This window comes from Halodesulfovibrio sp. MK-HDV (genome assembly GCF_009914765.1).
Classification (GTDB): Bacteria; Desulfobacterota; Desulfovibrionia; order Desulfovibrionales; family Desulfovibrionaceae; genus Halodesulfovibrio.
The window spans coordinates 17,013-36,391 of sequence record NZ_WYDS01000017.1; the positions used below are offsets into that span (position 1 = coordinate 17,013).

The window sequence follows — 19,379 nt, forward strand, 5'->3', positions numbered from 1 at the left end:
TATTATGCTACAGGCGTGCTTCTGGTGCGTCGAGCAGTTGTCGTGCTAAAGAAACGTCACTGGTAATCTGTTTAATGAGTTCATCCAGTCCGTTGAATTTTCTCTCATCACGCATACGCGCAACAAAATTCAAACGCAGTTCCCATCCGTAGATGTCTGCATCAAAATCAAGAATAAACGTTTCAACGCTGATCTCATCGTTACCGAAGGTAGGGTTATAACCAATATTAGTTACAGCCTGATATACCTTGCCGTCTAATTCTGCCCATGTGGCGTATACACCCGATTTCGGATGTAATTCGTCACGTACGCGCATATTTGCGGTCGGGAACCCTAATAATTTGCCGCCGCGATCCATACCATGGATAACTATACCACGAATAACGTAAAAGCGATCCATAAGAGGTCTTACGTCCCAAACCTTACCGGCCTTAATGAGGTCACGGATACGGGTGGAACTAACGATGGCATCGTTAATCATTACGGGCTGAAGGCGTTCAATGCCATATCCTAAATCTTCTCCCAGTGCGGAGAGAAGCTCAAAATTGCCTTTACGACCTTTACCGAAGGCGTAATCGTATCCAACAACAAGCTCTTTCATATTAAGCTCATCAACAAGGATAGTTTTTACAAACTCTTCAGGTTCAAGTGCAGCCAGGTCTCGTGTAAATTCGAGCAGAACCACAAGGTCTACGTCTATTTTTTCTAACAGATCTAACTTTTTTTCGTAGTCTGTAATGAGAGCAGGGGCATGCGAACCGGCAAGCACCTTAAGTGGATGCGGGCAAAAGGTAACAACAACACTAGGCACGCCCATAGACGCCGCCTTTTCTTTAGTGCGGTTAATTAACTTTCTGTGACCGTTGTGCACTCCATCGAAGTTTCCGATAGTAACGCAACAACCTTGGGAAAGATCTACTGAAATTTCCTGTATACTTCGTGCTATTTGCATGGGTACCACCAGAAGCATGTGATTTTCGTAAAAAACTTACACGCACAGGCAGCCTGTTGCGCGAAGGCGAATATTGTTACAGCAAAAGGGGTGGTGCTTCAAGTGGCAGTTGATGCCCAATCCCGTTTTGTATCTATGCTTTTGTTAACACTGTCTTTCGTGTAAATCTAATGCGTTACTAACACGCACTAGCGAATTCTTCATTTTTGAGCATGAAATAAAAGCCATTTTTTTTATTTTTTTCTACAAAAATGCTTGCAAGATTTCTATATTATCGCTAAACACCACTCCTCGAAGCACTACAAAAGCTTCGACGAAACGTGCCGAGGTGGTGGAATTGGTAGACACGCTAGGTTCAGGGTCTAGTGGATGTATTTCCGTGAGAGTTCGAGTCTCTCCCCCGGCACCATCGATATCAAAAAGCTCTTAATTCGAAAGAATTAAGAGCTTTTTTTTTACAATCACAATTTGGCCTCGTACTAAACCGCTGCATATTTAGTAATGGCAAGACTTACCTCTTTAGCCAAAGCTACGATCTCCCCGAAAGAACATCCCTTATCCAAACAGCCTGTTCCGCCAGCATGCTTTCAAGAGTTGCTCTTTTCTCTCTGTACTTACCTCCGCCTTGGCTTGGCTATTTATAAGTGGAAATAAAAAAAGGCCGGAAATCCCGGCCTGATATTTATTGAAATAACGCTTCTTTCTCTGAGTTTTTCTTAGTTTTTTCTAACACATTTTCAGAATTCAAAAGCAACGCTCTCATTTGTTCAACACCTGAATTTAGAACAAGAACATTAATTTCTCTTTCAGTTGCGGCAGAACTAAACCCTGACGCGTAGTAAAAGAAGCGTATTTTTAACCCACTAAGCTGCCCACCATCAACAGATGCAAATGTAAAAGCTAGCGAGCTAAAGGCTCCAATACCCAAGTCACAGCTCAATCGTCCCATTCGTTTATCAAGGCTTACTCGTTCTTTTTTAGCGGTCTTTCCCCATGCAATCGCTTTATCCAAAAAAACTATTAAGTCATCACGTTCGACAGTAACAGAAATTCGCTCACTCGTCCCTTTTCCACCAACGACTTGGATCTTTCCTTCGGGAGTAACGTAAAGTTCAACCTCGCCTGAGACTTGTTCGCCAATAGACGTCAAATTTCTTGCAATGGGCACTGCCCCGAGTCGGTGATTGAAAACGGCTCTACCACTTGCGTCAAACCCTTGCTTCATACAACCTGAAATACCTAAAAGCATTACTACCAGTACAAAAAAAAGCTTCTTACCCACAACATACCCCCATTATTATTTTATTTAAAAAATGTTGCTATCAAAGTCAGTACTCGCAGGCAAGAGCAAGTTCACACTTACATATAGTTTCATGCAATATTTACACTATGTTATAAACGCGAAACGTAATCTAAGAAACGTAAGAGTAATTTTTTTTTAACTTCGATCAACTCTCATATTCCGCTAACATCATTCTATCTAAGGCAATTGTAGGCAGCTCAACGATGCAACAAGCACAATTGCTACAAAAATCAAAAGTGGATTCCTTTCATAGAGGAAGATAAGTAAAGATAAAAAAGTATTCTCAATCGAACATTTTACTCTCTCAAAAACTAAAAAGCTCTTAATTCGAAAGAATTAAGAGCTTATTTTTGTGCAAAAAATATTACGCACAACAACGCGAAAATTAAATAAAAAAAAGGGTGGAGTTAAAAACTCCACCCTTTTTTATTTCACGAAAGGTAGTGATGCATGGACTGCGAAGTCACATCAAAGATGCAGAAACTTCATGCGCATGCCCAACTCTAAAAGCTACGCAGCGTTTTCGACGACCAGCTTAGGTGTCTGAGCTGTCTTGCTTGGATTCAGCAATTTGGCTTTTTCTTTCAGAATAACAATTTGAGCTTTGGTAGCCTTTGGTGCACGCGGGTTGGTTGCTCTAGTAGGGTTGATGTACTTGCCGTTCTTTCTCATACGGAAATCAAGATGTGGCCCGGTAGAAAGTCCCGTTGAACCAACGTAAGCGATAGTCTGTCCCTGTTTAACCTTTTTACCGACTCTCATGCCTTTGGCGAAGCGGTTCAGGTGTAAGTAAGCAGACTCATACCCGTTGCTGTGGCGAATTTTTACATACTTACCAGCCCCTCTGCTACGAGCAACTTTGATAACTTTACCGTTACCAATAGCGGAAACAGGTGTACCGCGCGGGGCAGCGTAATCAACTCCGTGGTGCGGTCGGTATGTCTTGAGGATTGGGTGCAGGCGTCTGTTGGTATACTTGGAAGAAATACGGGTAAACTTGAGTGGTGCTTTTAAGAACGCACGACGCAAGTTTTTGCCTTCAGCAGTATAGTACTGCGTAAAGCCATCCTTATCTTTCATGTAATACCCTTCATGCTCGTTACCCTGATTCACAAATCGGGCAGCAAGGATGTCGCCGTAGCCTTGGAATTTTCCCTCACGGAATCGTTTTTCCACAACAACTGTAAAGTTATCGTTTTTGCGAATATCGCGGATAAAGTCGATTTCCCAACCGAAGATGTCACCAATACGAACAGCAAGTGATGCTTTTTCACCAGTGGCAGTTAATGCCTCATACAAGCTGGACGTAATTACGCCGTAAACTCGTTCAGTGATGACGTCGTATTTAATGTCTTTGCGTTCAGCCGCAAAGCCGTCTTCAGTTTTTGCTACAGAAAGGTATTGATCGTTATCGATCTCGTATTCAAATCTTGTGAATTCTCCGTCGGTGGTAACGACTCTATATGGACGTCCTCGACGAAGCTTGGTGAGACGGAATGCTTTATCAGTTGCAGATGCAAGCTGATACACGTCCGCTTTGGAAAGCCATTTGTTCAGAATGGTAGAGGCTGTTGCGCCTTTTCCAATTTTCCCGCTGAACACATCCACTACAGGCTGTGGAATTGGCGCCGGTTCCGGCTTGGCCTGAACCTGTGTCGCTGAAGCCACTAGTGCTTCCGGTGTTACCTCAGAAGTTGCGACAGGAGTGGTGCTTTCGATTTCGTTCTGAGCGGTCTGTTCATTTTGCGATGGTGTTAATGATAGATAGGCTGTTGCAACGACTAAAACGACTGCAACAACAAGCAAGCATACTTTTTTTACATTTATTTTCTGCTGAATAGACATATAACCCTTACAAACGTTCTCAAATAGTTAGCACATTCCATATTATACACGGACTAATAAAGATCATCTGAAAAGGACTTTAGTCAAGCCCTTAGAAGGAACCAGTCCTAATAGTGCATAAGATTTTCAGAATTAATAATGAGTTCGCTAAACTAGAAACTGTAAAAATTTTAAACAAATTACGGTTTAAGAAGCATGTAGTCCACAGGATTGTCCGGACACCGCCAACCGCATTCCAAAAAAGTAGCTAGAACAAGCGGTAAGGTGATCAGAATCATAAACCCGAAACCAATATGGACGATCTTGTCGTTATACGGCGGAGTATCAAGCGGTGACCATGCATCTTCTATAAGTAACAATAGTGCAGTTACAACAAGCGCAATGAAGAAGATGAGGGATGACCATGTATACAGATGCATACCGAAAACGGGGGCTCCATAATTTCCTGAGCCGGGAATGATATGCAAAAGAACCTGCCGTACGCTTACAGCAATGCCGAACAAGGCAAACATGAGAGTAACGGATAGATGGCGTGGTCTGATTCCAAACCGTAAATTAAGAAGCGGCCCCATTGCCAATCCGAGCATTGCATAGCGCTGAAGAATACACAGCGGACATGGCAGATCGCCAACTATGAACTGAACGGAAAGAGAGCCGCACATGACAACGGCGACCATCAGTAACAGGACTAAATTGATCTTGCGCGCGAGTTCTGGATGCATACGCCCGCCTACAGGTTAATGTTTAACGAATCTGTAGCGTGAGTCATAAACCAAATGATCGCGAGAATGATTGAAGAAATAGTAACGTAGATCGCGCCCATCCGATGCCCATACCACCCAATACACATTGCCAATATTAGTAATAAAAATAGAATAGTACTCATAACGGCAGTGTATTGGAGGCTGGGCTGTAGTGCTAAGATTATTTTTTAAAAAAGCACTATTTTTCTCGGATGATGCGTTGTTTTTTTACGTAATTTAAGCGTCTGTACTCTTGGGTGTGGTGTTGTACATAGCTGAATCCTTCTGCGCAGAAAGACTGGCAAAGGAACACGCAACGCCGATTGCGCTGATAACAGTAAAGATAGCAAAGCCTGTTTGCATGGATGAAATAAACGCTTCTGGAGCGGCAGAAACAGATTTACTACCCATAAACATGCTTAGAATAAATGAAATGGAAGACATTGCTGTAAGCATACCGAGGGTACGCATTGTGGCGGAAAGACTTGCGGCAACGCCGTAGTGCCTTGGCTCCACACAATTCATAATTACTGTAAGGTTCGGTGATGAGAAGAATGAGAAACCAAGCCCGAGTAATACCAAAATGACCATCAGAGTTCCGATGCTTGTAGCCGCCGTAACTGTGGCGCAAATGCCAAGTGCAACAGTACAAAGCGAGAGTCCGATAATCACTAATTTTCCAGGATTAATCTTATCTGAAAGAGCTCCGGCAAAAGGTGACAATACAGCCATAATCACGGGCTGAATCACAAGAATCATACCCGCATACTGTGGAGAGACACCTTTAATCTGCTGCAAATACAAACTGAAAAAGAACGTTACGCCAAATGAAGCTGCGTAGTTCATAAGCAAAACAATACTGCTTAAAGAAAATGTACGATTCTGCTTCAAGAGCGGAACATTGAGGATAGGATGCTTTGCTTTTGATTCCCAAAAAATGAATCCGCAAAGCCCGATGACTCCGGCTACGAACAGAACAGGGAAAATCCCACCCGCTCGCATATGAGTGACGCCTGTCATCGCCATGCAAATTGCTGCCGCATACATGATGCTGCCCGCCCAATCGAACGGAGCACCTTTTGCGCCAAACCATTCCCCGTGCAAACGAGTAAAAGTAAGCCACAACGCAGCAAGCTGAAGCGGCAGAGCACCCCAGAAAATCCAACGCCAGTCAGCATATTGGATAATAAAACCCGTAATCGTAGGGCTCGCAGAAAGTCCCATATACACTGATGCTGCCACAATCCCCATCGCCTTTCCCCGCACTTCAGGCGGAACAACAGACGAAATAATGGCAATACTAGTCGTTGCAACAAGCGCAGAGCCTGCACCCTGTACGAAACGCAAAAGAATCAGCGATTCCATAGTCGGTGCCAGCGCAATGAAAAATGTTGCGCAAATGAATACTGAAAGTCCGGTCAAAAAAACTTTTTTTCGACCATGAATGTCTGCAAAGCGTCCTGCAGGCAGCATTAAAATACCACCAGCCAGAATGTACGCCATCTCAACAAGGCCAAGCTGAAATGCTCCAGCTGAAAATTCTTTGCCTATTGCAGGCAAAGCTACACCTACAGCCGACATCATAAATGGTGTCAAAAACTGTACGGCAGCAACGATGAACGTTGCTGCCGCTGGTGATACTGTTTTAGTTTTGGTCATCAGTCCTCCCCAATCAGAATAGTGTGTCTAGCAAGTAAATTATGCAGTAAGGCCGTGTTCACAGATCTTTGCTAAAAGATCTGCAAGTATCTTCTGCTCTTCCGTGGTCAACGGCGCGAGCACTTCGTGCGTTGCTTCTCGTAACGATGATCGAAGCTCGCCTTTAATCCAGTTCGCTTTATCTGTAGCGGAAACGAGCTTCTGTCTTCGGTTTTTAGGGTTAACTTTTCGCTTAACAAACCCTTTAAGTTCCAATTGTTCTACAGCGCGAGCAGTCGCTGCAGGGTCAATGAAAAGGGATTTAGATAATGCATCCTGCGTCATCGGCTCTTTGTTGTGCAGAATTTCCATTAAAAATGGTACCTGCCCATAGGTAATGCCGTACTGAGAAATTTTCTCTTTGGCCTTTGCAGCCTGCATGCGATTGGTCATCGCCACTGCATATCCCAATGGAAACTGTTCATCTTGAAAGCGGTTCATTGCTCCCCCTGTCTCTTTGAGAATAGGATCGAATTGTCGTATCAACTGTTGATCTGTCAATAAAGGAAAAGGATTCATGCGTCAATGGACCTCACCCTCATTTATAATGCAGCTAACGTACAATCAATTGAATCCTTGACGCATGGAGCGCCTATCCCTACTTTCAACCCGTTATGTTGCTATACCTACATGTCCCTTTCTGCCGCAGTAAATGCGGCTACTGTGCGTTTCATTCTCAAGTACCGGATGAGAACGCTGTACAGGTGTATCTGGATGCATTGATGCGCGAAATCGCCCTCTGGGGTGACAGGCTCGGCAATGTTCCGGTGGAAACCATCTTTTTTGGTGGCGGCACGCCTTCCATACTCCCTTCCAAAGCCATAGGCACAATCCTCAACAGACTTGCCAAAACCTTTGCCATCAATAACGGGGCAGAGATCAGCATGGAAGCGAATCCCGAATCAGCAGTTCGGGACACTTTCCTACACGATGTTCGCAGCTCCGGCATTAACAGGCTCAGCCTCGGCATTCAGAGTCTGAACCGCGACTTGCTGCACACCTTAGGCAGGCCGCACTCCGCCAAACAGGCAATTCAAGCCGTTGAACTTGCCCGCCAAAGCGGATTCGGCAACATAAACGTAGATTTCATCTGGGGATTACCGGGACAGCGCATCAAACACTGGCTCGAAGAACTGAAAGAAATTGCGAAGCTGGGACCGGATCATCTCTCCTGTTACAGCCTCACAATCGAAGAAAACACGCCATTCGAACTTGCTCACGACGACGGAAATCTTGAACTGCCATCTGACGACGATCAGAGTAAAATGTTTCTGTACGGATCAGATTTCTTAGAGCTTCAAGGCTATGCACACTACGAAATTTCCAATTTCGCGCGCATGGGCTTTCAGTGCCGTCACAACCTCGGCTACTGGGAAGGCGCAGACTATCTGGGACTCGGGCCTTCAGCCGTCTCAACAATAAATAGCCAGCGATGGGGAAACACAAAAGACCTCGCAGCCTACGCAGAACAAGCCACAAGCGGTCAACTCGGCGACAACGCAGAGACTCTGACACCGCATGAACGTATGCAGGAACTCATCATGCTGCGCCTGCGAACAGCACGCGGACTACGCCTTGCTGCTTACAAAGAGCTCACTGGCAGAAGTTTTATGGAAGATTTTCGGCCTATGATTACAGCGTTGCACCAGCACCGTTTAGTTAAAATTCGTAATGGTTATTTGAACCTTACGAAACGCGGCATGTTGGTCTCCAACACCATCATTGAGAACCTGTTCGAAGCTATGGACCGCATCTAGTATTTGAAGCATTGACTTTCTAGATGGTAGTATTACTCTAAGTCCTCAGCCCGAAGCCTCGGGCGCTTTATGAGGGGTGGAGTTCTATGAAAAAATGTTTGGTACTGGCGGCAATCGCTGCCTTTGCTTTTGTTTTGCTTCCTGAACCTGCGTACGCGTGGGGGCCGGGAGTTCATATTTCTATAGCTGAATGGCTTCTTTCCAACCTTACTCTTCTTCCTGCATCAGTCGCACACACCATCGCATCACACAAAGACGCATTTAAATACGGCGCACTTTCCGCTGACATATTCATCGGAAAAGGCAGCACAGTCGTTCCCGGTCACAGTCACAACTGGGAGACAGGCTTTACGCTTCTGGAAAATGTTCAAAGTCCCAAACTGCGTTCATACGCCTTCGGGTACCTTTCGCATCTTGCAGCAGACGTCGTAGCACACAACAACTACGTTCCAAGCCTCATGTCAGGAGCACCAACCTCCGGCAAACTCGGACACGTATACATCGAAGCACAAGCAGACCGCATGGTTCGCTGGAACAGCAACAGTGTACGTGGCTTATTTAAAATTTCCTGCACCGATCATGATTGTGAGCTGCTCGCAGCCACAAACAAAACGAAAAGTGGTTTTGCTTTCCGTAAACAAGTGTTCCGCAGCAGCGTAGCCCTATGCGGCGCGTACCCGTGGAAGAGTTCGCTCAAGCTTATTCATCACACAATGCCCGGAGCAGCAGACCGCAAATACTTACAGTCCATGATCGATGCCAGTGCCCGGTCAGTAATCAACATCCTTTCGCTGCACGACAAGTCAGCCGTTATAGGTGTAGATCCAATCGGAGCAGTCGCGCTAGCGAACTCAAAAGGACTTTGTGCAGGGGCACCAATCATCCCCAGACGCAACCCTTTTCCGCTCGTTTTCCCGTTAGACAAACGGGTATCAACCTTGCCTAAGCTACAAGTTTCGCATCGCATCTTGCTTTAACACGCGGCTTCGGTAATTTTTTTTTGAGCGGGGCCTTTGGTAGCCCTGCGGGGCTTTTGTCTCCGACGGCTGGGCTGAAACTTTTTGGAAAAAGTTTCCCCCAGACCCGTTACACTCTCTTCGTCCGTACAACTCGAAGATTCGTTAACGGTCAAAGGCCTTCAAAATTTTTTTATTATCGATGGCAGCACGTTTTTTTACGCTGCATCGCGGCGTATACATTATTACCGTTAATACAATAAAAAAAGGGCTGTCCTTCATATGAAGGACAGCCCTTTTTGCTATTCAAATCAATAAATTTATTTGCGACGAGTCACGACATTCAACAACAAACGAGCAATAAACCAGGCGCTGCCGAAGAGTATTGCAAGCGCAAGAAAATAGAGCGGGGTACTCGCGGCAATTTCAGAATTACGCAGCAAGGTTATGCCGCTAAAGATAATGGCAGCACTAATTACGAGCTGAAACAGATGATTCGAATCACGGATCACCTTACGTCGTTTGCTCATAAAAAAGCTCATGATCCAAACGATCACGAAAAAAAGTACTGCTATTTTAAACATCTTCTTTCTGAGATTCCTCAGGGAGCGTTGCTACGCTCTGGATGCGTTCTAAGCCTGCTGTTTGCTCTTCTGGAGGGAGAATCTGGAACGGAACAATTACGCCCTCTGCGCCGCATGCAAGCCCTTCTTCGACGGACTTGCAATAGCTATCGAAGTTTGTAGCACCGTGTGTTCCCATAAGGAGAACTGGTGCTGAGGATTCATCAACAGCTTGAGCAAAGCTTTCTTCATGGCCAGAGTAAGGCACAGCAATAATATCAGCGCCAAGTTCGCTGCCCAAACTTATCGAATCTGCAATGAGTGCACGATCGTATTCTTGAACAATGCGCTCGCCCTTTGCAAAAATTGAAAGAATGACTGGCAATCCATACGAATGAGCCTCTTCGCTGACAGCACCAAAGTCCTGAAGCATCTTCTCTTCGAACTCGTTGCCTATGGTAAGTTGCAACGCAACGGCATCAGCTCCGGCGCGAAGTGCTTCAAGCACAGAACAAACAACGGTGCGGTTCCAAGACGGCACGGCATGTTTGCTAGCTGTAGAAAGCTGAACGACCAGCGGAAGTGTTGCAGGAAAAGTTAAGCCGAATGTTCGGGCAAAACCGCTGGAAACAAGAAGCGAATTGAGAGGATGCTTGCTGATAGCCTCCACGCAGGCAGACGCAGAGACAGATGAAGTGAAGCCGCCGTCCATTCGGGACTGTTCAAAAGAAACAATAACAGGTTTTGATTTGTTTTCTGTTGAAAGCAGACGCTCTCTTCTACGATACATACCAATCATAAACTCTCCTGAGGGCTATCGCCCGCGTGCATTACATTCCAGATACGGACAATACGCCAGTGCCCCGTCCGTAAGGGCTGTGTTGTCACCCGTTCCACTGTACATAACAAGCGGGGCTTCAACAGCAACACCGCAATTACAATTTTTTCGGGCTTCAAGCAATACCAGCGTACTATTTTGATCTGCCTTGCTGTGAACAAATTTAAGGCGCTTAGGTGTCAGCTTATTCTGTGAACAAGCACTCATAAGTTCTTCGAGACGCTCCGAAGGAAAAATACAACAAAACGATCCTTTATTCTTTACCAGAAAAGACGCTGTTTGCACAAATGCAGCAAGCGCGCCCTCTGTTTCGAACAAAGCGCACGTCCGCTCCTGAGTTGCAGCATGACGCCCTTGATTCTGTCTACGGTACGGTGGATTAGAAACTACAACATCTGCACTTTCAGCACCAAGCCCGCTCTGACGAATCGCGCCCACGTCTGCCAAAACACTACTGAAACGTTCCGCAACGCCCAAAGACTTCGCATTCTGATTCGCAGCATCAAGCAGCAACGGTTGCAATTCTACTCCCGTCACAGCAAGCCGCTCGTTATCAAGCAGCATTGTCAGGCCAATAACGCCACACCCCGTGCCAAGGTCAACAGCCGTGCGATATTTCGTCGCACCTGCAAACCTCGCCAGCAGCAAAGCGTCCATCGAGAACCGAAACGTTCCCTCCGGCTGGAAAAGACCACGCGGAAAATATTCTCGCGCCTTTTCTGTGTCGTTCTTATCGCTCATAGTAATTCCTACAGTTGTCTCCGACGACGCTTATCAGCGGGATGTCTCCGACGGCTGGGCTGAAACTTTTTTAAAAAAAAGTTTCCCCCAGACCCCCTTCCAAAACTTTTCACCTGCGAGCCCGTTCTTTTTTTAAAACCACCTCGCGGCTTATGCACCACTACCTTTCATTAGCATAAAGAAAGGGTGGAGATATATTCCCCACCCTTTCCTAATAATCATCAATAAGCCGTAATCACTTTTTATGAACAAGAGTCCTTCGCAAATCGGGTCAAGGGAGAGTCTCCCTTGCGGATGCAAGGCAGAGCCTGCCCCTCGGAGAGTCGCCGAAGGCAATAAAACTCAAAAACAAAAAGCGCCGCAGGCTCCAAAACAGTTATTCGCCGCACTTCTCTTTAAGAGCTTTAGCGAGTTCAACACCCATTTCGTAGCATTTTTTGTAAGAGTCGTGTGTTGGTACAAACTGGTTTTTCACACCATCAACAGGCATTTCGAAGCCCATGTCTACGAGACTTTCGGTAAGTGATTTTACACACTCGCCAGACCAGCCAAAGGAGCCGAACGCGCCACCGATGCGGTTTTGCGGACGAAGACCTTTCATGTAGGTGATCATTTTAGCGACTTCTGGAAGAATACCGTTGTTGTGCGTCGGGGAACCGAACACAACAGCGCTTGCGCGACCAAGCTCAGTCATTACTGCGCTATGATGGTCAGTTTTAAGATGCATTATGCGTACTGGTACGCCTTCGCTCTCAAAACCTTCTGCAACGGAGTACGCCATTTTTTCTGTAGAATGCCACATGGTATCGAAGATAATGACAGCACGTTTCTGCCATGCCTGCTCTGCAAATTCACGGTATTTGTCTAAGCACCACTGCACATCTTCTTTGCCGCGGAAGATAAGACCGTGGTCTGGTGCGAGCATGTCGATTTCGATACCCATTTCTGCAATAGCATCAAGTGTTTTGAGTACTAATGGAGAGAATGGAAGAACGATGTTCTGGTAGTATTCTACCATGTCGTGCTCAACAACAGCGCGATCTACTTCGTCTACAAAACGTTCGGTGCTGGAAATATTCTGACCGAAAATGTCGTTGCAGATAAGAAGCTTATCCTGTGGGATGTAGGATACCATGGAATCAGGCCAGTGAAGCATACGAGTTTCGATGAACTGAATGTCACGGGAACCGATATTAATGGTGTCGCCAGTTTTCACTACTTCGATAGGCCACCCTTCGGTATTGTAATGCGCCTGCATGGAGCGTTTACCGAGTGGTGAACAAAATATTTTTTCTGGTTTGCAAAGTTCTACGAGTCTTGGAAGACAACCGGAGTGGTCTGGCTCGAGGTGGTTACAAACGATGTAGTCAACTTTCTCTAACTCAGTAACGTTAGACATACGGCACAACATTGTGTCGAGGAAATTGCTTTTTACTGTGTCAAAAAGAACGGTTTTTTCGTCTTTAATGAGATAGCTGTTGTAAGTGGTGCCCTGTGGAGAAAGAGAATAACCGTGGAAGTCACGGCTTGTGTAATCAACAGCACCGACCCAAAATACGTCTTTTTTAATTTCAACAGGATGCATCATATTTTCCTTATTACTCGCCCTTGCTCACGCGAAAGGGTCTTAGAGAGAAATTTGTAGCTGTTCAAACAATCGACATCGTGTTTTTTACTTTCAAGAGCATAGCGCAACACTCTGAAATACGTGTGTTTCAGTACCAAAAACACAACGGACACGTGAAAAAAATTCGCCACGGTTACGTAAAGCACCACGGCAATACAGCCAAGCACAGCGATAGCATGTACATCTGCATCCTGTACAGAGTATGCTATACGCCAATTTACAAAAAAAAGCCCCCCTCCAGCAGAGGGGGGCTTACATTATTTAAGCTGGTTCGAATTCGCTCTTAGGAGCCCCGCAGACCGGACAGAGCCAATCTTCTGGGATATCTTCGAACTTTGTGCCAGGCGCTACACCATTGCTTGGGTCGCCATCGGCTGGATCATACTCATAACCGCAAATCACGCATACGTACTTTTCCATTGTTCTCTTCCCTTTTTATTATGCTTCTGCTTTCCAGTGGCCGTGGAGGTTACAGTACTCACGTGCTGTAACGTTTTCTGCTTCAATACAGAACTCAGCCTCTGGTGCATCGCCAGGGTTAAGGAATTTGGTGTAACTTACGCCGTCTGCAACGAGTTCGATCCACTGAATCCAATGCTTATCAACCATAGGGTGGGCAACTTCACCGACTTTAACGAGGTAGCCATTCGCAGTTTTTTCAATAACTGGAATGTGTTTTTCGCGTGCTGCGTCAACAGTGCCTTCAACCTGAAGAACCATGTCTTCGCCACAGCAAACCAAAGACGGGCCGCCACCTATAAGAATTTCAGCCATGTTTCCGCAGTGCTCACATTTGTAAACTTCGAGACGATTTGGCATCGGGAGCCTCCTGATCGACATTGTATTATTTTATTCGGGTAAAATCATTTTCCAGTAATTGGAAATTTTATTGCTGCGTCACTATACACGTAAAGTAGTATCAGTTCAACGCGTTAAGCAGGCATTTACTTGTTCCTGCCCGCCGTTGAAAAAAGATATACGCAGTTGAAAAAGAATAATCAAGCTATTAATAACTATTCTTAATAAGAGATTTTCTTCTTATTCTTTAACACATTGATTTTAAATAACTCTAACACGGCTAACTTTCTATCATAAGCATAAAAAAAGACAGAGAGTTATACACTCCCTGCCTTTTTTGCACCAAAAATATCATCAGCAGCAACAGTCTATTGCGCTGCATTCCGGTATGTGCAGATACACATCACCGTAAGCAGTTACGCTGCTATCTTACTTCTTTCTACGCAGCTGATACTTACGAACAGCGTTGTTATGTTCTTTCAAAGTCTTACTGAATTTATGAGACCCATCACCCTTTGACACAAAGAAAAGGTATTTGTGTTGTTCTGGATTCAGAGCAGCCTTAATAGCTTCTAGGCCGGGGGAACAAATTGGCCCCGGAGGTAAGCCTCTGTGCTGATAGGTGTTGTATTTATTCTTTTTATTGCGAATGTCAGTGCGACGAATATCACCGTCAAAACTCTTTCCCAATCCATAGATAATGGTCGGGTCAGCCTGCATACGCATTCCCATCTCCAGGCGATTTTCATATACGCCTGAGACACGTTCACGCTCTTCAGGAACTCCGGTTTCCTTTTCCACAAGCGAGGCCAAGATGATAATTTTTTTCAAAACTTCAGGGCTTGGCCTGCTGTCTCCCCATAGAGGAGCAGTCTTCTGCCAGAACATATGAACCAGCATTGATGCCACGTCTTCCGCAGAGGCTTCATTCATTTCTCGAGGCTTACTCAACTTGTATGTCTCAGGAAACAGAAAACCTTCCGCATCTGGGAAAGGAATATTGTGTTTCTTCAAAAATTCCGGATCATGAATGACTCTGGAGAAATCTTCTACTTTGGCAAACCCTTGTTGCTCAATTTTTTTAGCAATAACCCACCAAGGCAGTCCTTCCTGAAAAGTCAGTGTATAAAGGATGCCCTTGCCAGTTACGAGTTCTTTAAGCAGGCGTTCAGGAGTCCAGCCGGTATTAAGAAGATATTCACCGGCTTTTAAATTTTGCTGTTGTTTACGGAGTCGGACGAGCAGTCGAAATGCATACGGATGCGTAAGAGCGCCTTGGCGCGCCATATCATCAATAATTTGATTGAACGACGCTCCAGCCGGAACTACCAGAGGAATTTGACGCAACTCTTTTTGCATAGGAGATCTGGTATACGTTTCAAACGTAAACCAGACACCAGCTGCAACGAGTACTGTAAGCACTAATAAAGCGCTTATTATTTTTGAAAATGTGCCCATATCAATCTGCTAATCGTAAAGTTGTCTGTGCTCTTCGTTCAAATGCAGGAACGACTCTAGAATACGCACTGCTGCCTGCTGGTCAACTACCTTATCAATCTCGTGGCCCTTCAAACCAGCGTCTCGCAGCTCTAGTTCTGCTTCAAAAGAACTGAGGGCTTCTGTAATGACAAAGATTGGTAGATCACAGCGACGACGCAATCGTGCAAGAAAATTGCGCACCTGACGGGACATAAGCGTTTCTTCACCAGACAGTGACATGGGCAGGCCAACAACAATGGCAACTGGCTCTTCCTTTTCGATGAACGCTAAAAGCTCCGTGAAAAACTTATCACGGGTTTTCATCATCAGCGTCATACGCGGAAATGCCATGTTGCCGCCAGTATCACTGGCTGCAAGCCCTGTCCGCTTTGTTCCGTAGTCTATAGCAATATATTTCATGTAGTTTTTCTTTTGCCTTTGGCAAACAAAGCTCCCCTTCCGAATATAAGTAAGTTCAGAAGGGGAGCCAATGCTATTAAAGACTATTTGTATCTACGATTCGCTTCGAATCTTTCTGACTAGACTCAGTTGCGAGGCGTTTCATGTGTTTTTTCCAGTCAGCGCCGTATAGCGCTTCTGCAATGTATTCTACCGTATGCAGCACAGGGCGTTTTTCCTGTAAATTCAGGAAAATTCGCGAAATACCAACTTTACATGAAGGACACCCTACAAGAACAGGTGCATCTTCCTTCATGGTCGGCAACACGTGTGTTAACCCTGCTTCTTTCTTGGCGCGCAACTTGTTGTAAATATCCGGACTGGTAAGAGCACCCATGCCGGATTCACCACAACAACCAGGGTTCAATGTAATTTCTGCACCACATAATTCACTCAAAGCCTTAACGTATATGCCAGCGGCTTTGGTTTTATGCACACCTGTCCATTCTGCGTGGCAGGATGGATGGTATAATACAGATTTACCCTTTGCTGCATCTTTCAACGCATCTTTACCCATACGTTCGATAAGGAACTGTACGGCATCTTTATGCTCAAGCTTAATGTTTAAAGCCTCGGCAAGTTCGTATGACTCAAGCCCTTCACGGCAGGAACCACACGCAGTGATGGAATGCGTAATATTAAGTCCCGCACGTACTGCATCGGCAAGAAACGCTTTCATTTCTTCAATGTTAGTAGCACGGTTTTTTCTGTATTCTTCATCTTTACCGGCTGCCAGCAGCGGGTACCCGCAGCACATATGACGTGGTGGCATAATCACAGCCACACCGGATTTAAGCATCAGCATGAGTGATGCCAGACCGATGTTTCTGTAGAACAGGGAACCGCCACAACCCGGGAAGTAAAAGACTGCTTCCAGCGCTTTGCCTTCCGGTGCGTTCTCAGGAACAAAAATTGAGCCTTTGTCCAAACGCAAAGCTTCATTCAAGCCACGGTAACCAACTTCCGGTCCAAAACCGGAGAACAGCGGGCTGTTAATGCCTGAGCGCCATGAACTTGGAACCAGACGCAGCATTTTATTCTGCACACGCTGTCCCATTGAAGCCATTTTAGCGGCACGCGGCACACGGTTAGCAACATCGGACACAAGGTAATCAAGCACCTTGGATTTGATAGGATGTCCGCCTGCGCCTTCATCTTGAACGAACGCGCGTAATTCCAACGCAACCTTCGAAGAATCAATTTTTACAGGACACACAGACGTACACTTACCACAGCCTGTGCAATGCTCCATGAGCTTACGGAGTTGTGCCATAAGGTTGTCGTCCGGCTTACCCTTGTTCACCTGAGAATAGTAAACTGCTTCAAGCAGCGCACCAAGGCTCAAGTTCTTGTTTCGCGGATGATACAGTAAGTCACCCTGCGGGTAGAACATCGGACAAACCTGCTTACACTTACCACAGCGGGTACAAACCTGAATGTTGGTGAGCAAGCTGATAAGGCGTTCTTTTTCCGGCAGACCCGAGGCCTGAATATCGCGGATAAGACGGTTAAACGAGAACGTAAACGGCTGAACCGGAGTATCTCGCTGTGTCAGCTTTGCAGGGTTCATAATAGAAAGCGGATCGACTCTGCGCTTAAACAGAGTGAGCTCTTCCATTTTTTTAACTGAAAGGAATTTAATTTTGGTAATGCCGATGCCGTGCTCGCCGGTAACCTCACCATTCATTTCCTGAGCTTTCGCCATAACTTCTTCTGCCACTTCTTCTGCGTGATGCAGCATGACAGGGTTATTCGAATCAACAGGAATGTTCACATGGCAGTTGCCGTCACCAGCATGCATGTGGTTTGCGACGATGATGCGGGTAGCGAGCATGTCTTCAACAATTTTACCGAGCTTGCGACGCTGGTTCGGATAGCGATCCTGCGCGTGCTCAAAGTATGCAAGCGCCTGATCAAGAGTTTCCTGATCGGAAAGCTCTGCAATCGGCACATCGCCTTTGGCAACTTTAGATGCAAAGGTAAACGCGCGGTTCAGGTCTTTATCTTCAAGCGGCATACCGCTCAGACGCCCACTTTCACCAAGTGCAGTACGGAATGCTCTACCCGTACAACGCTGGTTCAAATGCTCGATAAAGTCGGAAAACTCAGGGATAACATCGATTGGAATAACGATGTCTTCGTTAATTTTAAAGCCGGAGGTACGACGCGCAATAGCGGATAACTTATGTCTGTCTTCCCAGAAAACTTCTGCCTCTGCTGCATCTTTCGCAACAAAAACATCCACGCCTTCGTATGGGGTACAAATATTCACGATATCGTTCACGCTGGCATCCAGTGCGGACGTATCATTTGAGTTCAGCTCAACAATAAGAACTGAAATCGGGCGCTCGTCATACTTATCTGATTTTGTCTGGTATTCAATTGCTTCAACATATTTGACACCAAACTCTTCCAGTGCTGAAATTTTAACAAGGTCGCCCTGCTCGCGAATAGTATCACGCAGTCCGACAATGTCTTTAATCACAAGCATTGCGTTACGCATGGAGCGTCCAAAGAACTCCAGCACAAGCACACGGTCATATTTCTGCTTAGGGTAGCAAATGAAGGTTGCCTCAGTGATGATGCCATCAGTGCCTTCTTTTTGCACACCCGGCAGACCGCCGAGAAACTTGTTGGTAACGTCTTTACCAAGACCTGGTTTGCGGATTTGATCACCGCGCAAGGAAATAACAGTACGGACACCGCCGGACACGTCTTTAACTTCAAACACGGCAGTTTCATCTTCCATAATCTTATGACGAGGATGATTAACGCGTTCTACATTGATGACTTCGCCAGTAGCGGTAACCATTGTGTAGTGAAGGATGTTGTCGAGGGTTGTTCCGTATTCAAAGGCGAAAGGACCGCCGGAGTTTTCCGACACGTTCCCGCCGATGGTGGAAGCAGTCTTGGATGCTGGGTCAACAGTAAAGAGCATCCCACCGGTATCTGCGGCTTTAATGGCGTCAAACGTGATAACGCCAGCCTCAGCGGTGAGAGTCATTTCTTTTTTGTCGATGGATTTGATAGCGCTCAGTTTCTGCAAACTCATCACGACAGTGCGTTTGCGTGCCGGAATAGCACCACCGGTACAACCGGAAGCACCGCCACGCGGGATGAGTGCAAATTTCATTTCGTTCGCAAGGCGAACAATGGCGCTTACTTGCTCTGTTGCAGAAGGCGCAACAACAAGCAATGGAAGTTCCATACGCAAGTCAGTTGCGTCTGTGGAACATTCCACTAACGATGCAGGGCGCAGATCAATATTGTTTTTTGGAATGATCTGTCCAAGTCGGCGCACCAACTCACTCCGGAATGCCATATCTGCCTCATAGGCACTCCAGAACATGGTGACACCTTCGCTCAGTGTGTTGGCGTAATGATGTGCCAGAGCAGGTTCCGCTCTATCAAAACGCTTAGTTACACTTGTACGAACGGTATCCGCATCGATAAACGGATTGTAGCGGACGAGGAATAGTTCTTCGGCAAGCGCAATGGCGAGCTCCCGAACCGATTCCGGCCAATCTTCAAATTCATCAAGATCAATCCGCAACACCCTATGGACAAGAAACTCGGAACCTATAGAAATATGTGGGCCTTTGTGCGGCATGACCAATTCT

General features: G+C 45.9%; 18 protein-coding genes and 1 tRNA gene. 3 read left to right on the top strand and 16 right to left on the bottom strand.

The genetic code is table 11. From position 1 onward, the window contains the following. Window positions 1-7: 7 nt before the first annotated feature. Window positions 8-952: a bifunctional riboflavin kinase/FAD synthetase gene (locus MKHDV_RS13480; protein WP_160716157.1), complete on the bottom strand. Its 945-nt coding sequence runs from the start codon at window positions 950-952 to the stop codon at window positions 8-10. A gap of 322 nt (window positions 953-1,274) precedes the next feature. On the opposite strand from MKHDV_RS13480, the gene MKHDV_RS13485 reads away from it, so the two are divergent. Continuing rightward, window positions 1,275-1,361 (top strand) — tRNA-Leu (locus MKHDV_RS13485). A 273-nt stretch (window positions 1,362-1,634) separates the two neighbouring features. Here the strand turns inward: MKHDV_RS13485 and MKHDV_RS13490 are convergent. The 6 genes from MKHDV_RS13490 to MKHDV_RS13510 form a co-directional block, all read right to left on the bottom strand. Further along, on the bottom strand, window positions 1,635-2,234 hold the full coding sequence (locus MKHDV_RS13490; protein ID WP_160716159.1) for a hypothetical protein: 600 nt from the start codon (window positions 2,232-2,234) through the stop codon (window positions 1,635-1,637). A gap of 531 nt (window positions 2,235-2,765) precedes the next feature. Next, complete coding sequence (locus MKHDV_RS13495; protein WP_160716161.1) at window positions 2,766-4,100, bottom strand: peptidoglycan DD-metalloendopeptidase family protein; 1,335 nt, start codon at window positions 4,098-4,100, stop codon at window positions 2,766-2,768. Window positions 4,101-4,279: 179 nt separating this feature from the next. After that, window positions 4,280-4,822, bottom strand: coding sequence for a disulfide bond formation protein B (locus tag MKHDV_RS13500; RefSeq protein WP_160716162.1), 543 nt, complete (start codon window positions 4,820-4,822; stop codon window positions 4,280-4,282). Window positions 4,823-4,830: 8 nt separating this feature from the next. After that, window positions 4,831-4,986 (bottom strand): DUF5993 family protein, encoded by a 156-nt coding sequence (locus tag MKHDV_RS19245; protein ID WP_371416032.1) that lies wholly within the window; start codon window positions 4,984-4,986, stop codon window positions 4,831-4,833. Window positions 4,987-5,080: 94 nt separating this feature from the next. Then, on the bottom strand, window positions 5,081-6,502 hold the full coding sequence (locus MKHDV_RS13505; RefSeq protein ID WP_162859867.1) for an MFS transporter: 1,422 nt from the start codon (window positions 6,500-6,502) through the stop codon (window positions 5,081-5,083). A 39-nt stretch (window positions 6,503-6,541) separates the two neighbouring features. Then, complete coding sequence (locus tag MKHDV_RS13510) at window positions 6,542-6,982, bottom strand: MarR family winged helix-turn-helix transcriptional regulator (RefSeq protein ID WP_160716164.1); 441 nt, start codon at window positions 6,980-6,982, stop codon at window positions 6,542-6,544. A gap of 173 nt (window positions 6,983-7,155) precedes the next feature. Between MKHDV_RS13510 and hemW the strand changes: the two genes are divergently transcribed. Then, window positions 7,156-8,298: a radical SAM family heme chaperone HemW gene (gene hemW / locus MKHDV_RS13515; RefSeq protein ID WP_160716166.1), complete on the top strand. Its 1,143-nt coding sequence runs from the start codon at window positions 7,156-7,158 to the stop codon at window positions 8,296-8,298. Between the two features lie 86 nt (window positions 8,299-8,384). Then, window positions 8,385-9,275, top strand: coding sequence for a zinc dependent phospholipase C family protein (locus MKHDV_RS13520; RefSeq protein WP_160716168.1), 891 nt, complete (start codon window positions 8,385-8,387; stop codon window positions 9,273-9,275). 299 nt (window positions 9,276-9,574) lie between these two features. Here MKHDV_RS13520 and MKHDV_RS13525 read toward each other — a convergent pair whose 3' ends face one another. The 9 genes from MKHDV_RS13525 to MKHDV_RS13565 all read right to left on the bottom strand — a co-directional run bounded on the left by MKHDV_RS13525 (window position 9,575) and on the right by MKHDV_RS13565 (window position 19,369). Beyond that, on the bottom strand, window positions 9,575-9,784 hold the full coding sequence (locus tag MKHDV_RS13525) for a hypothetical protein (protein WP_160716170.1): 210 nt from the start codon (window positions 9,782-9,784) through the stop codon (window positions 9,575-9,577). A gap of 46 nt (window positions 9,785-9,830) precedes the next feature. Continuing rightward, window positions 9,831-10,616 carry a class I fructose-bisphosphate aldolase gene (locus MKHDV_RS13530; RefSeq protein ID WP_160716172.1) on the bottom strand — a complete coding sequence of 262 codons (786 nt, stop codon included), beginning with the start codon at window positions 10,614-10,616 and terminating at the stop codon, window positions 9,831-9,833. Between the two features lie 15 nt (window positions 10,617-10,631). After that, a complete protein-coding gene (locus MKHDV_RS13535) occupies window positions 10,632-11,396 on the bottom strand; it encodes a tRNA1(Val) (adenine(37)-N6)-methyltransferase (RefSeq protein ID WP_160716174.1) in 765 nt (254 codons plus the stop codon). A gap of 376 nt (window positions 11,397-11,772) precedes the next feature. Beyond that, window positions 11,773-12,981, bottom strand: coding sequence for an FprA family A-type flavoprotein (locus MKHDV_RS13540; protein ID WP_160716310.1), 1,209 nt, complete (start codon window positions 12,979-12,981; stop codon window positions 11,773-11,775). Window positions 12,982-13,284: 303 nt separating this feature from the next. Next, window positions 13,285-13,443 carry a rubredoxin gene (rd, locus tag MKHDV_RS13545; RefSeq protein ID WP_160716176.1) on the bottom strand — a complete coding sequence of 53 codons (159 nt, stop codon included), beginning with the start codon at window positions 13,441-13,443 and terminating at the stop codon, window positions 13,285-13,287. An 18-nt stretch (window positions 13,444-13,461) separates the two neighbouring features. Further along, window positions 13,462-13,842: a desulfoferrodoxin gene (locus MKHDV_RS13550; protein ID WP_160716178.1), complete on the bottom strand. Its 381-nt coding sequence runs from the start codon at window positions 13,840-13,842 to the stop codon at window positions 13,462-13,464. 408 nt (window positions 13,843-14,250) lie between these two features. After that, window positions 14,251-15,279, bottom strand: coding sequence for an endolytic transglycosylase MltG (mltG, locus tag MKHDV_RS13555; RefSeq protein ID WP_160716180.1), 1,029 nt, complete (start codon window positions 15,277-15,279; stop codon window positions 14,251-14,253). A 9-nt stretch (window positions 15,280-15,288) separates the two neighbouring features. Further along, the gene (ruvX, locus tag MKHDV_RS13560) at window positions 15,289-15,720 is read right to left on the bottom strand and encodes a Holliday junction resolvase RuvX (protein WP_160716182.1); all 432 of its coding nucleotides are present in this window, start codon (window positions 15,718-15,720) and stop codon (window positions 15,289-15,291) included. Window positions 15,721-15,796: 76 nt separating this feature from the next. Next, window positions 15,797-19,369 carry an FAD-binding and (Fe-S)-binding domain-containing protein gene (locus tag MKHDV_RS13565; RefSeq protein ID WP_160716184.1) on the bottom strand — a complete coding sequence of 1,191 codons (3,573 nt, stop codon included), beginning with the start codon at window positions 19,367-19,369 and terminating at the stop codon, window positions 15,797-15,799. Between the last annotated feature and the right edge of the window lie 10 nt (window positions 19,370-19,379).